The organism is Streptomyces sp. NBC_00820, assembly GCF_036347055.1.
Classification (GTDB): Bacteria; Actinomycetota; Actinomycetes; order Streptomycetales; family Streptomycetaceae; genus Streptomyces.
The window spans coordinates 1,671,682-1,685,048 of the sequence record NZ_CP108882.1 but is presented as its reverse complement, the minus strand read 5'-3'; the positions used below and the strand labels follow the sequence as shown (position 1 = coordinate 1,685,048).

The 13,367-nt window shown below is 72.8% G+C and carries 13 protein-coding genes; 8 read left to right on the top strand and 5 right to left on the bottom strand.

The genetic code is table 11. The features are described 5' to 3' along the window. Positions 1-276: 276 nt before the first annotated feature. From argC to OIB37_RS07705, 7 genes are all read left to right on the top strand, one after another. Complete coding sequence (gene argC / locus OIB37_RS07735; protein ID WP_330456779.1) at positions 277-1,305, top strand: N-acetyl-gamma-glutamyl-phosphate reductase; 1,029 nt, start codon at positions 277-279, stop codon at positions 1,303-1,305. 115 nt (positions 1,306-1,420) lie between these two features. Further along, positions 1,421-2,572 carry a bifunctional glutamate N-acetyltransferase/amino-acid acetyltransferase ArgJ gene (argJ, locus tag OIB37_RS07730; protein WP_330456778.1) on the top strand — a complete coding sequence of 384 codons (1,152 nt, stop codon included), beginning with the start codon at positions 1,421-1,423 and terminating at the stop codon, positions 2,570-2,572. Further along, entirely contained in the window at positions 2,569-3,519 is a 951-nt protein-coding gene (gene argB, locus OIB37_RS07725; protein ID WP_330456777.1) for an acetylglutamate kinase, read from the top strand. The genes argJ and argB overlap by 4 nt, the downstream gene beginning before the upstream one ends. Further along, the gene (locus OIB37_RS07720) at positions 3,516-4,724 is read left to right on the top strand and encodes an acetylornithine transaminase (RefSeq protein ID WP_330456776.1); all 1,209 of its coding nucleotides are present in this window, start codon (positions 3,516-3,518) and stop codon (positions 4,722-4,724) included. Before argB ends, OIB37_RS07720 begins: the two co-directional genes overlap by 4 nt. A gap of 7 nt (positions 4,725-4,731) precedes the next feature. Then, positions 4,732-5,277: an arginine repressor gene (locus tag OIB37_RS07715; protein WP_330456775.1), complete on the top strand. Its 546-nt coding sequence runs from the start codon at positions 4,732-4,734 to the stop codon at positions 5,275-5,277. Between the two features lie 150 nt (positions 5,278-5,427). Continuing rightward, entirely contained in the window at positions 5,428-6,015 is a 588-nt protein-coding gene (locus tag OIB37_RS07710) for an RNA polymerase sigma factor (protein WP_330456774.1), read from the top strand. Beyond that, on the top strand, positions 6,005-6,781 hold the full coding sequence (locus tag OIB37_RS07705; RefSeq protein WP_330456773.1) for a hypothetical protein: 777 nt from the start codon (positions 6,005-6,007) through the stop codon (positions 6,779-6,781). Before OIB37_RS07710 ends, OIB37_RS07705 begins: the two co-directional genes overlap by 11 nt. 79 nt (positions 6,782-6,860) lie before the next feature. Here OIB37_RS07705 and OIB37_RS07700 read toward each other — a convergent pair whose 3' ends face one another. Both OIB37_RS07700 and OIB37_RS07695 read right to left on the bottom strand, forming a co-directional pair. Next, positions 6,861-7,928 carry a serine/threonine-protein kinase gene (locus tag OIB37_RS07700; protein WP_330456772.1) on the bottom strand — a complete coding sequence of 356 codons (1,068 nt, stop codon included), beginning with the start codon at positions 7,926-7,928 and terminating at the stop codon, positions 6,861-6,863. Then, positions 7,925-9,793 carry an ABC transporter ATP-binding protein gene (locus OIB37_RS07695; RefSeq protein ID WP_330456771.1) on the bottom strand — a complete coding sequence of 623 codons (1,869 nt, stop codon included), beginning with the start codon at positions 9,791-9,793 and terminating at the stop codon, positions 7,925-7,927. Before OIB37_RS07695 ends, OIB37_RS07700 begins: the two co-directional genes overlap by 4 nt. 89 nt (positions 9,794-9,882) lie before the next feature. Between OIB37_RS07695 and OIB37_RS07690 the strand changes: the two genes are divergently transcribed. After that, positions 9,883-10,014: a hypothetical protein gene (locus OIB37_RS07690; protein ID WP_330456770.1), complete on the top strand. Its 132-nt coding sequence runs from the start codon at positions 9,883-9,885 to the stop codon at positions 10,012-10,014. Between the two features lie 240 nt (positions 10,015-10,254). On the opposite strand, the gene OIB37_RS07685 is transcribed toward OIB37_RS07690, so the two are convergent. Genes OIB37_RS07685 through OIB37_RS07675 form a run of 3 tightly spaced genes read right to left on the bottom strand, consistent with a single transcriptional unit; the run spans position 10,255 to position 13,327 of the window. Beyond that, a complete protein-coding gene (locus OIB37_RS07685; RefSeq protein WP_330456769.1) occupies positions 10,255-10,995 on the bottom strand; it encodes an FAD:protein FMN transferase in 741 nt (246 codons plus the stop codon). Positions 10,996-11,050: 55 nt separating this feature from the next. Further along, positions 11,051-11,902, bottom strand: a complete 852-nt coding sequence (locus OIB37_RS07680) for an FMN-binding protein (protein WP_330456768.1) — start codon at positions 11,900-11,902, stop codon at positions 11,051-11,053. 42 nt (positions 11,903-11,944) lie between these two features. Then, a complete protein-coding gene (locus tag OIB37_RS07675) occupies positions 11,945-13,327 on the bottom strand; it encodes a ferredoxin reductase family protein (RefSeq protein WP_330456767.1) in 1,383 nt (460 codons plus the stop codon). Positions 13,328-13,367: the final 40 nt, after the last annotated feature.

The window sequence follows — 13,367 nt, the reverse complement described above, 5'->3', positions numbered from 1 at the left end:
CGCGTGACCGGCTCCTTTTCCTGAACGCGCACTTCGCCTGCCGGGCGCGGCCGACAGACCCTGCGGAATTACCACTGTTCTCGCTGCGGGCGTGCGGGTGATCATCGGACTGCCGCACGCCGGGAGCCGTCTCGCCCCGCCGGATCATGCGCGCCGACGACGCCGGGGCGCCCCGGAACCGGGTGCGGGTGGGGCGCGGTCCAGGGCGGCACACAACCAGGCATTGCATAAACGTGCATGGCTACGTATAGTCATGCCATCCGAAGGAGGGTGGACATGGCGGTACGCGCGGCGGTTGCCGGAGCGAGTGGGTATGCGGGCGGAGAGGTCCTGCGCCTGCTCCTGGCACACCCCGAGATCGAGATCGGGACCCTGACCGGGAACTCCAACGCCGGTCAGCGGCTCGGTGCGCTCCAGCCGCACCTGCTGCCGCTGGCCGACCGTGTGCTGGCCGAGACCACGGCCGAGGCCCTCGCCGGGCACGACGTGGTCTTCCTGGCGCTGCCGCACGGGCAGTCCGCCGCCGTCGCCGAGCGACTCGGCACGGACGTCCTCGTCGTCGACATGGGCGCCGACTTCCGGCTGAGGGACCCGGCCGACTGGGAGCGCTTCTACGGCTCCCCGCACGCCGGCACCTGGCCCTACGGCCTCCCCGAACTTCCGGGCGCCCGCGCCGCGCTGGAGGGGTCCAAGCGCGTCGCGGTGCCCGGCTGCTACCCCACCGCCGTCTCCCTGGCCCTGTTCCCGGCCTACGCCGCCCAGCTCGCCGAACCCGAGGCGGTGATCGTCGCCGCGTCCGGCACCTCCGGGGCGGGCAAGGCGCCCAAGGCGCACCTGCTGGGCAGCGAGGTCATGGGCTCCATGACGCCGTACGGCGTCGTCGGCGGCCACCGGCACACCCCCGAGATGATCCAGAACCTCAGCGCGGCGGCGGGGGAGCGGGTCACCGTCTCCTTCACCCCGACCCTCGCGCCGATGCCCCGCGGCATCCTCGCCACGTGCAGTGCCAGGGCGCGTGCGGGGGCGACGGCCGAGACGGTCCGCGCCGCCTACGAGAAGGCCTACGCCGACGAGCCGTTCGTCCACCTCCTCCCCGAGGGGCAGTGGCCCGCGACCGGGTCCGTGTACGGCTCCAACGCCGTCCAGGTGCAGGTGGCGTACGACGAGGCGGCGGGCCGGATCGTCGCGATCAGCGCCATCGACAACCTGGCCAAGGGCACCGCCGGCGGTGCCGTGCAGAGCATGAACATCGCCCTGGGTCTCGATGAGACCTTGGGGCTCTCCTCGATCGGAGTCGCACCGTGAGCTGGGGGCACCGCCCAGCGGTAGCTGGGGGAGCACGTGCAGCCACCGGGCCGCAGACAACCATGAAAGCCGCACCGGTGCGCTGCACGGGCGGAGAAGCGAACGAGGAGACGCAGTGAGTGTCACGGCAGCCAAGGGATTCGCGGCGGCGGGCATCGCCGCCGGGATCAAGCAGAACGGCAATCCCGACCTGGCCCTCGTGGTCAACAACGGACCGCGCCGTGCCGCCGCGGGCGTCTTCACGACCAACCGCGTCAAGGCCGCTCCCGTGCTCTGGTCCGAGCAGGTCCTCAAGAGCGGCCAGGTGTCGGCGGTCGTCCTCAACTCCGGCGGTGCCAACGCCTGTACGGGCCCCCAGGGCTTCCAGGACACCCACGCCACCGCCGAGAAGGCCGCCGAGGCCCTCGGGCGCGGCGCCATCGAGGTCGCCGTCTGCTCCACCGGCCTCATCGGCGTCACCCTCCCCATGGACAAGCTGCTCCCCGGCGTGGAGAAGGCCGCGGGTCTGCTCTCCGAGCACGGCGGCGAGAAGGCCGCCCTCGCCATCATGACCACCGACACCGTGCACAAGACGGCCGTCGTGAGCCGCGACGGCTGGACCGTCGGCGGCATGGCCAAGGGCGCCGGCATGCTCGCACCGGGCCTCGCCACCATGCTGGTCGTGCTCACCACCGACGCCGACCTCGGCGACGCGGACCTGGACAAGGCCCTGCGCGCCGCCACCCGCGTCACCTTCGACCGGGTCGACTCCGACGGCTGCATGTCCACCAACGACACCGTCCTGCTGCTCGCCTCCGGCGCCTCCGGCGTCACGCCCGTCCACGACGACTTCGCCGAGGCCGTGCGGGAGGTCTGCGCCGACCTCGGCCGGCAGATCATCGGCGACGCCGAGGGCGCAAGCAAGGACATCAAGGTCGAGGTGATCAACGCCGCGAGCGAGGAGGACGCCGTCGAGGTCGCCCGCTCCATCGCCCGCAACAACCTCCTCAAGTGCGCGATCCACGGCGAGGACCCCAACTGGGGCCGCGTGCTGTCCGCGATCGGCACCACGTCCGCCGTCTTCGAGCCCGACCGGCTCAACGTGGCCATCAACGGTGTGTGGGTCTGCAAGGACGGCAGCGTCGGCGAGGACCGCGACCTCGTCGACATGCGCTACCGCGAGGTGCACGTCGTCGCCGACCTCGCGGCCGGCGCCGAGACCGCCACCGTCTGGACCAACGACCTGACCGCGGACTACGTCCACGAGAACAGCGCGTACAGCTCATGAGCACCCCGACGCGGAAGCACACCGCGCTGCCCAAGGCGCAGATCCTCGTCGAGGCGCTGCCCTGGCTGACCCGCCACCACGGCAAGACCGTCGTCATCAAGTTCGGCGGCAACGCCATGGTGGACGAGGACCTCAAGGCAGCCTTCGCCCAGGACGTCGTCTTCCTGCGGCACGCCGGGCTCAAGCCGGTCGTCGTGCACGGCGGCGGCCCGCAGATCAGCGCGGCCCTCGACCGGTACGGCATCGTCAGCGAGTTCAAGGCGGGCCTGCGCGTCACCACCGAGGACGCCATGAACGTCGTACGGATGGTGCTCGCCGGACAGGTCCAGCGGGAGCTGGTCGGGCTGCTCAACCAGCACGGCCCGCTCGCCGTCGGCCTCACCGGCGAGGACGCGCACACCATCACCGCCACCAGGCACCGGCCCGAGATCGACGGCGAACGCGTCGACATCGGGCGGGTGGGCGAGATCACCGAGATCGACACGGGCGCGATCGAGGCCCTGCTCGCCGACGGCCGCATCCCGGTCGTCTCCTCCGTCGCCCGGAGCAAGGACGAGGGTGATTCGGGGCATGTCTACAACGTCAATGCTGATACGGCGGCTGCGGCACTCGCTGCTGCGCTGGGCGCCGAGACCCTCATGGTCCTCACCGACGTCGAGGGACTCTACGAGGACTGGCCGCACAGCGACGAGGTGATCAGCCGCCTCACCGCCTCCCAGCTGGAGAAACTGCTGCCGGACCTGTCCTCGGGCATGGTGCCGAAGATGGAGGGCTGCCTGTTCGCCGTGCGCAACGGCGTGCGCACCGCCCGCGTCATCGACGGCCGGGTGCAGCACTCGATCCTGCTGGAGATCTTCACCGACGAAGGCATCGGCACGATGGTCGTGCCCGACGAGCAGAAGTCCGACGAGCAGAAGCCCGACGAGCAGAAGGGGAACGTGGCATGACGGGGACCGCGACCAACGCAGAGCTGACCGCGCGCTGGCAGGGCGCCCTCATGAACAACTACGGCACCCCGCGCCTGCCCCTCGTCCGCGGCGCGGGCGCCCGGCTGTGGGACGCCGACGGCAACGAGTACCTGGACTTCGTCGGCGGCATCGCGGTCAACGCCCTCGGCCACGCCCACCCGGCGATCGTCGAGGCCGTCAGCACCCAGATCGCCTCCCTCGGCCACGTCTCCAACCTCTTCATCGCCGAACCCCCCGTCGCCCTCGCCGAACGGCTGCTCCAGCTCTTCGGCCGCGACGGCAAGGTCTACTTCTGCAACTCGGGCGCCGAGGCCAACGAGGGCGCCTTCAAGATCGGCCGGCTGACCGGGCGCGGCCACATGGTGGCGGCCACCGGCGGCTTCCACGGCCGGACCATGGGCGCGCTCGCCCTCACCGGCCAGCCCGGCAAGCAGGAGCCGTTCCGGCCGCTGCCCGGCGACGTCACCCACGTGCCCTACGGCGACGCCAAGGCGCTGGCCGCAGCGGTCACCCCCGACACGGCCATGGTGATCATCGAGCCGATCCAGGGCGAGAACGGCGTCGTCGTTCCCCCGCCCGGCTATCTCAAGGCGGCCCGCGCGATCACCGCCGCGACCGGTGCCCTGCTGGTCCTGGACGAGGTGCAGACCGGCGTCGGCCGCACCGGCAACTGGTTCGAGTACCAGGCCCACGAAGGCGTGCTGCCCGACGTCGTCACCCTCGCCAAGGGGCTCGGCGGCGGTCTGCCGCTCGGCGCCACCGTCGCCTTCGGCCGCGCCGCCGAGCTGCTGGAGCCCGGTCAGCACGGCACCACCTTCGGCGGCAACCCGGTCGCCTGCGCGGCCGGCCTCGCCGTCCTCGACACCCTCGCGGACGAGCAGCTGCTCGAGAACGTCAAGCGGCAGAGCGAGCGGCTGCGCGAGGGAATCGAGGCTCTGGGCCACCCGATGATCGACCACGTCAGGGGCGCGGGCCTGCTGCTGGGTATCGTGCTTACCGGACCGCACGCAGCCGAGGTGCAGCAGGCGGCCCAGGAGGCCGGATTCCTGGTGAACGCGCCCGCCCCCGACGTCGTACGGCTCATGCCGCCGCTCAACCTCCGCGACGACGAGGCCGGTGCGTTCCTCCAGGCGCTGCCCGGCATCCTCGAGACAAGCGGTGGGGACGGACGAGCCGGAGAATGAGACGACGATGAGCCAGGCGCAGGACCATGAGCAGGCCGCGGGCGCCGGGCCCGCCGTGCCGCAGACCCGCACCGCGCGCCACCGGCGGATCGTGGACATCCTCAACCGGCAGCCGGTGCGGTCGCAGAGCCAGCTGGCGAAGCTGCTCGCCGACGACGGGCTGAACGTCACCCAGGCGACGCTCTCCCGGGACCTCGACGAGCTGAACGCGGTCAAGATCCGCAACACCGACGGCGACCTGATCTACGCGGTGCCGAGCGAGGGCGGCTTCCGCACGCCCCGCGCACCGCTCGGGGGGTCGGCGAAGGAGGAGCGGATGCGGCGCCTGTCCCAGGAGCTGCTGATCTCCGCGGAGGCCTCCGCCAACCTGGTGGTCCTGCGCACTCCGCCCGGGGCCGCGCAGTTCCTCGCCTCGGCCATCGACCAGGCCGAACTGCACGACATCCTCGGCACGATCGCCGGCGACGACACGCTGCTGCTGATCAGCCGGGACCCGGTCGGCGGCCAGGCGCTGGCCGACCACCTGCTGCGACTGGCCCAGAACACCCACTGAGCCCGGCACGGCCACTGGTCCCGGTACGGCCACTGGGCCCGGCACGGCCACTGACGGGCGGTGCCGGCCGGGCGGGCGGACAATGGGAAGGTGATCTTCCGCCGCGGTGACCGGGCAATCTCTGGGCGGGGGCGCACCGTATATGAAGGTATGCAGGGGATCCGGTTCCCGGTGGGCCGCCTCCCGGACGAGGCTCTGCTGTCCGGACTCGCCACCGGCGACCCGGAACTCGCGGCAGGCTTCGTACGGAGGTTCCAGCACAAGGTCTTCGGTGTCGCCATCGCCGTCACCGGAGACCCGCAGCTCGCCGAGGACATCGCCCAGCAGACGTTCGAGCGAGCGTGGCGCCATGCCCAGGTCTACGACCCGCGCCGCGGTTCGGTGGCGACCTGGCTGACGACCATCGCGCACAACCTCGCCGTCGACGCCCTCCGCTCCCGGCGGACCGAGCCGGTCGCCCCGGAGGAACTCGACGCGCTCCTCGACGCCGTCAGCGACACCCCCGAGCAGTGGGCGCTGGCCGACGAGGCCTCCGCCCGGGTACGGGCAGCCGTGGCCCGGCTGCCCCGGGAACAGGGCCGGGCCCTGGTGATGGCCGGCATCTACGGCATGACGGCCCAGCAGATCGCCGACCGGGAGAACATCCCGCTCGGTACCGCCAAGACGCGCATCAGGACCGCGATGGCCAAGCTGCGCGCCACGCTCACGTCTCCGAAGCGAGGCGACCATGGCCGATGACGTCACCTGCGCGAAGCTGCGGGAGAACGGCGCCGAACTGGCGCTCGGCGTGCTCCCCGGGCGGGAGCGGGCCGAAGCCGTCGCACACCTGGAGCGGTGCGCGGACTGCCGGGAGTACGTCGAGCAGCTGACCCTGGCCGGCGACCGGCTGATCGGCCTGCTCCCGGACCGCGAGCCACCGCCCGGGTTCGAGTCCCGGGTGACCCGCCGGCTGGTCAGGACGGCGACCGCGACCGCGCACGAGGGCCGTGCGCAGACGCGCCCGGCGGCCCACCGGAGCCCGTACGGCAGGGTCCGCCGGGCCCGGGTGCGGCTGGCGTCCGTCGTGGCCGCGTTCGCCATCGGCTGCGGGCTGGCCGGCTGGGGGATCAGCACCGCGGTCCAGGAGATCACGGCCTCGCCGGCCCCCGCCGTGGAGACCGAGCCCGTGCTGGTCGGGGACCTGCTGGCCCCGGCCTCCGGCGGAGCCCGGGCCGTCGGCGAGGTCTACGCCCACCCCGGGAACCCCGGCTGGATGTTCGTGACCGTCGGCCTCACCGGTCCCCACTCCTCGTACACCGGCAAGGTCAGGTGCTACCTCGAACGCTCCGACGGCACGGCCGTCCGGGCCGGTGACTTCGCCGTGCGCGACGGGCGCGGCAGCTGGGGTGTCGCGGTCTCCGTCGCCCCGTCGTCGGTCACCGGAGTCCGCCTGACGTCCCCCGGGGGCACCGTCCTCGCCACCGCCGAGCTGGAGATCGGACAGGTGCAGACCCGGGAGGCGTGAGCCGGGGGAGGGGCACGGGCGCGAACGGCCGGACGCGGGTCGGGTCGGGTCCTGTGCCGTCCGGCCACTCGCGTACGGCTCAGGCGTGGGCCTGGGACGCGCGGTACGGCTCCGGCAGCGCCGCGTCCAGGGCGGCGGCCAGCTCGGCGACGGCCGGCCGGTCGGACGGGTCGGCGCGCAGGCAGCTGTCGACGGCGGCGGCGAGGGCGGGCGCGAGACGTCTGCGGGAGGCGACCGGCGGGGCGGGAAGCGCCGCACACGGCCACCGGCCGCCCGGATCACCGCCGCAGGACTCGCACGACTCGCACGACTCGCAGGACTCGCACGACTCGCACGACTCGCAGGACTCCTCCGTACCGCCGGCGCCTGTCCCCTTCGGGTCACGGGCGCGGGACTCCGCACTGCCCGCGGTGCAGCAGGAACCCTCAGTGCCCCCGGTGCAGGAACCCACGGTGCCTCCCCTGCACGATTCCGCCGCGTCTGCCCCGCACGATTCCGCCGTGCCCGCGCCCCGCCCGAACGGCGTGTCACCACAGGCGAACTCGAAGAGGGTGACGCCGATGCCCCAGACGTCGGCGGCGGCCGTGAGCGTCGCGCCGCGTTCCTGCTCCGGCGCCCGGTAACGCCACGTGCCGACACCCGCGGGCGCCGGTCCCGGAGGCCGCGCGACGCTCAGGTCCAGCACCTTCGCGTGCCCGCGCTCCACCACCACGTTGGACGGCTTGAGGTCCAGGTGCAGCAGGCCCCGGCGGTGCAGGTAGTGGACCGCCGAGCACAGCTGGACCCCGAGCAGTGCCACGTCGGCCGCGGCCGGGCGGCGGCGGAGCCGGCCGATCAGACGGGCCAGCGTCTCACCGGTCAGCGTCTCCAGGACCACCGACGGCTCGGGCACCTCGAACACCTCGTACGCGCGGACCAGATGGGGATGCGTGAACTCCCGCAGCCACCGGCCCTCCCGCAGCAGTCGCTCGCCCAGCCGCGCCTCCCCGCGCCGGCCGGGACGCACCACCTTGAGCACACAACGGCAGCGGCGCTCCTCGCTCCAGGTGTCGTACACGTCCAGCCAGCCGGTCCGCGTCAGATGCACCAGGACCTCGTACCCGCGGACCGGTCGCGCGCCCGGCGGCAGGGGCGGTGCCTCGCTCATGGCGGCACCTTTCCCGGCGCCCTCGGACCGGGGGTGCCGTTCAGGCGGTGGAGGCGGGCGTACGTCCCGTCGCGCGCCAGCAGTTCGTCGTGGGTGCCGTCCTCGACGACCCGGCCGCGGTCGAGGACCACGATCCGGGAGGCCTCGCGCACGGTCAGCAGGTTGTGCGAGATCACGACGGTCGTCCGCCCGGCCATCAGCCGCCGCAGCGGCTCCATGATCCGCCTGCCCGACCGCACGTCCAGCCCCGTGGTCGGCTCGTCGAGCAGGAGCACGGGCGCGTCGCGGACCATCGCCCGGGCGATCGCGAGGCGCTGGCACTGCCCGCCGGAGAGCGTACGGCCGCGCTGGCCGACCAGCGTGTCGTAACCGTCCGGGAGCCGCTCGACGAACGCGTGCGCGTCCGCCGCGCGGGCCGCCGCGACGATCTGCGCCTGGGTCGCCTCCGGCCGGCCGTAGGCGATGTTCTCCCGCACGGTGCCGTGGAAGACCAGGGTCTCCTGGAGCACCACCGCGACGTTCTCCCGTACGTCGGCCAGGCGCAGCTCGCGCAGGTCGGTCCCGTCGAGGAGGATCGCCCCCCGGTCGGGGTCGTAGAAGCGCAGCTGCAGCTTCGCGACGGTCGACTTGCCGGCGCCGCTGGCCCCGACCAGCGCCAGTGTCTGGCCGGGTGCCACATGGAACGACACGTCCGACAGCGCCCAGGGCGCCTGAACCGCACCCGGCTTCGCCCGCGCGGGCTCCCCGCCGGGATAGCGGAACCAGACGCCGTCGAACCGCACGTCGCCCCGCGCCCGGCCGGTCCGCCGGGCGCCCGGGGTCTCGGCCACCGAGGGCCGCTGGTCCAGCAGCTCGATGATGCGTTCCGCCGAGGCGGAGGCCGCGTAGAACGTGGTGCCGAGGTGGGACAGGTCGCGGACGGGACCGTAGAGGTTGCCGATCAGCGCCAGGAAGACCAGCAGCCCGCCGAGCGTGAGCCGGCCCCGCGTCAGTTCCCAGGTGCCCATCCCCATCACCGCGAGAGCCCCGGCCACCTCGATGAACTCGACGACGGGTGCGTACAGGGCGCCGATCCGCGCCGAGGCCATCGCCGCCCGGAACCGGCCGGTGTTCTCCTCGTCGAACCGGCGCTGCTCCCACCCCTGCCGGTTGTACGCCTGCACCAGGGCGACATTGCCGAGCGACTCCTCGGCGATCGCGCTGATCGAGCCGCTGCGGCGCCGGCGCTCCCGCGACGCCTCCTTGATCAGCCCCGAGAAGTGCCGTGCCGCCCCCCAGAACAGCGGCACGACGACGAGCGTGAGCAGGGTCAGGTCCCAGCGCAGCCAGAACAGCAGGCCGAGGAAGACGCCCAGCCGGATCACGTAGTAGAGCGCGTCGGCCACCCCGGAGAGCAGGAACGTCTCGACCGCGTCCACGTCCCCCGTGACACGGGACAGCACGTCCCCGAGCCGGCGGCGCTCGAAGAAGCCGAGCGACAGGCCCTGGACGTGCCGGTAGACATCGGAGCGGAGCGAGAGCAGGAAGCGTTCGCCGACCCAGGTGCCGGTCACGTCGTCGGCGAATCCGACCAGGCCGGAGCAGAGGAAGAGCCCCAGATAGGCCGGGGCGATCCAGAGGAACGGCCCCAGGTCCCGGGGGACGAGCACGTCGTCCACGACGATCTTGAACAGCCAGATCTCGGCGCCGTCGACGACGGGCCCGATCAGGCTGAACACGACGACGGGCACCAGCCAGCGCCGGCCACCGCGGGTGTAGGGCCAGAACCGCCGGAACACCTCACGGGGGGAAACCGCGGGAGCGGCGGCCACTACGGCGTCGGATGCCCCGCGCACCGACAGAAGGCGCCGCAGGACCTGCACCATGGCATCGGTTCCTCGTGCAGCGGTGGCCGGGCGGACCGGGTCCTCCGGTCCCCGGTCCGCTCAGTCCTAGGGGGTGGTCAGTAGCCGCCGTGGCCGCCGTGGCCGCCATGTCCGTGGCCGCCGTGACCGTGTCCGTGGCCGCCGTGCCCGTGACCGTGTCCGTGACCGTTTCCGTGGCCGCCGTGTCCGTGGCCGTGACCGTGGTGGCCGCCGTCACGTGACGTGAAGTCCCCGCGGTCGCGATGGTTCGCGGGGAAGAGACTGCTGAAGATCGCCATTGTGTTCCTCCCGAAACTCGCTGTACCTGGGATACGTCTCAGGAGCGGACTTGGATGGCGTTCCGGGGAAAAAGTCCCCCACTTCGCGGCGAAGCCCGTGCCTTCCGGCGGAAGGGCGAACGGTGAAGGTCGGAGGTCGAAGGTGAAGGGCGGCGGGCGAAGGGCCACGCACGGGACCGACGGTCAGCCCAGTCGCGCCGCGAGCCCCCCGGTGCACCGCACCTCGTCCCCGGCCGTGATCAGCAGCGCCTCCACGTCCGGCAGCGACTCCAGCCAGGCCAGCCCCGCCCGCGAACCCATCGCGAACGCGGCCGTGGCCCAGCAGTCCACCCAGGTCAGCCGGGGACCGACCACCGTCACCGCCACCAGGTCCGTCACCGCGGACCTGCCGGTGCGCGGATCGACGATGTGGTCGCCCCGCTCCGCCGTGCCGGACGTGGCCACGGACAGCCCGTCGAGCCCCGCCGCCGAGATCACGGCCGCCAGTCCGCCCGGACGCAGGGGGTCGGCCACGCCCACCCGCCACGCCCGCTGCGGCTCCGGTACGCCCAGCAACTGGACGTCCCCGCCTCCGTTCACGCTGACCCCGCACACTCCCTCGACCCGGGCCAGTGACCGCGCGGCCCGCTCGGCGGACCAGCCCTTGACGATCCCGGTCGGGTCCAGCGCGCCCCGGTACCGCGTGCTGAACCATCCCTCGCTCACCCGCTCGGCCTCCGCCGCCAGCTCGAGCACCTCGGCCACCTCGGGGGCGCACCCCTCCGGCGTCAGCTCGCCCCGGGCCAGCCGTGACACCTCGCTGTCCTCGCGGTAGGTGCTGAACAGGGCGTCGACGCGGTGCAGGCCCGCGACCGCGTCGTCCAGGGCCCGCCGCACCGCAGAGGGCTCCCCGCCGCGGACGTCGAAGGAGAAGACCGTCCCCATGACATCCTCCGCGTGACGCACCGCGGCAGGGGCTTCGGCCGGCTCCGCCACCCGGTCAGCCACCGGCCTGGTCCAGCGCGGACTGCAGCGACTGCTTGTAGCCCGTGCTGGTGTAGGTCGCCCCGGACACCGCGTCGATGTCCGCGTTCCCCGCGGTCACGGCCTCCTGGTTGAGCCTCGGCACCGCGAGGGCGGTCTTCTGGTCGCTGATCCCGCCCTGGGGCGCCTGTACGGCCGCCGCCTGGACGAGCTTCCCGTCGCGGACCGTGACCCGGACCTGGACCGTGCCGTACTGCGTCCGCACGGCCTTCCCGGTGACGGTACGGGACCCGCCGTCGGCCTGGGCGGACCCGGCGGACGAACCGGAACCGGAGCCGGACGAGGAACCGGACCCGGACGAAGAACCGGACCCGGACGAGGCCCCCGACCCGGATGATCCCGACGAAGAGGTCTTCACCTTGTCCAGCGCCGACTGGAGCGACTTCTTGTACCCGTCACTCGTGTAGGTCGCCCCGGACACCGCGTCGATGTCCGCGTTCCCCGCCGCCACGGCCTCCTTGTTGAGCCTGGGCACGGCGAGGGCGGTCTTCTGGTCGCTGACGCCGCCCTTGGGCGCCTGCACGGCCTCCGCCTTGGTGATTTTGCCGCCGTTCACGGTCAGCCGTACCTGCACGGCCCCGTACTGCGTCTGCGCCACGTCGCCGGTCACGGTGCCGGAGCCGGCGGCGGCCTGAGCCCCGCCCTGCCGGCCGCCCTGCGGCGCGTCCTGCGCCGCCGGCTGCTGTGGGGCCGCGCCCGCCGCCGACGCCGGATCCGACGCGGGCTTGAGCGACAGCAGCAGCACGACACCGGACACGGTGGCGGCGGTGGCCAGCACGACGCGCCGTATGGGGTGGCTCTTCGTCATCTCTCCATCTCTCCGTAGCTCCGCATCTCTCAGCGGCCGTGCTCACATCTCGAACGACTCGTGATGGATGCGGCGCGCGGGAACCCCCGCGTCACGCAGCGCCTCGAACACCGACTGCGCGAATCCGGGCGGCCCGCACATGAAGACGTCGTGCCGGTCGATGTCGGGGATCTTCCGCTGAAGGTTCTCGGCGGAGATGTCGGGACGCTCGCCCTCCGGGCTGTTGACCGCGTACATGAGCCGGGCGCCGCGCGCCTCGGCGATCGCGGACAGCTCGTCCCACAGGGCCAGGTCCTGGGTGGTGTTCGCGCGGTAGAGCAGGGTGATGTCACCCGCCGCGCCGGGCAGTGTCTCGAACAGCGCCCGCATCGGCGTGATGCCGACGCCGCCCGCGACCAGCAGTACCTTGCCCCGGCTGCGCCGCTGCGCGGTCAGCGCGCCGTACGGGCCCTCCGCCCACACCCGGGTGCCGGGCGTGAGTTCGCGCAGCCGGGTGCTGTGGTCGCCGATCGCCTTCACCGTGATCCGCAGCATGCCCGGGCGGGGCGCGGCCGACAGCGAGTACGGGTGCGAGCTGAACCGCATCCCCGGCGCGAGGAACCGCCAGCGGAAGAACTGGCCCGCCTCCGCGCCCATCCGGTGCAGCTTCCGCCCGCCGATCAGCACCGACACGATGCCCGGCGCCTCCTCGATCACCGCCTCCACCCGCATCCGGTGACGCAGGTTGAGCCGGACCGGGGTGAGGATGCGGTACCAGAGCACCAGCGCGGTGACCGAGCCGTACAGCACGTACCAGAAGGTCTTGGCGGACGGCTGGACCGCGAAGTCGTTGCCGGTGGTGATCTGGTGCCAGAACGTCAGGAACACCGCCGCGTACGTCAGCAGGTGGACGTGGTACCAGCTGTCGTACGGCAGCCTGCGGCGGATCACACCGACGGACGTCAGGCCGATGAGCACGAACAGGCCGGTGCCGATCGCGGCCTTGCCCATGTCCGGGAGCTGGTTCACGGAGTCGACGGTCTGCTGGACGATGTCGCCCAGCGACCTGCCCGCCTGCCGCGCGTACCCCCACATGGTGAGGAAGACGTGCGCGAGGACCAGGCTGAGCGTGTACCGGCCGCTCATCGCGTGCCAGCGGGCCACCCGGTCGGAGCCGACCCGCCGCTCCAGCGCCGGCACGCGCGCCATCTGGAGCACGACCAGCGCCATGAGGTACCCGGCCAGCAGACCGGTGATCCGGCCCGCGTTCAGGATTCTGCCGGTGTCGTCGGCGATGGCCGGGGTGTTGTGCCACCAGAGCCACAGCACGGCGACCGCGCCCGCCCAGACCCCCAGCAGCAGCGGGACGGCCGGGGAACGGCGCGGACGGATGCGGCGCATCGTCTGGCGGCGGGCGGCACGACCGCCTGCGAGCGTGGTGGGCACGGTTCCTCCGTCGGGATTTGACCCTTGGCCCACAGATACG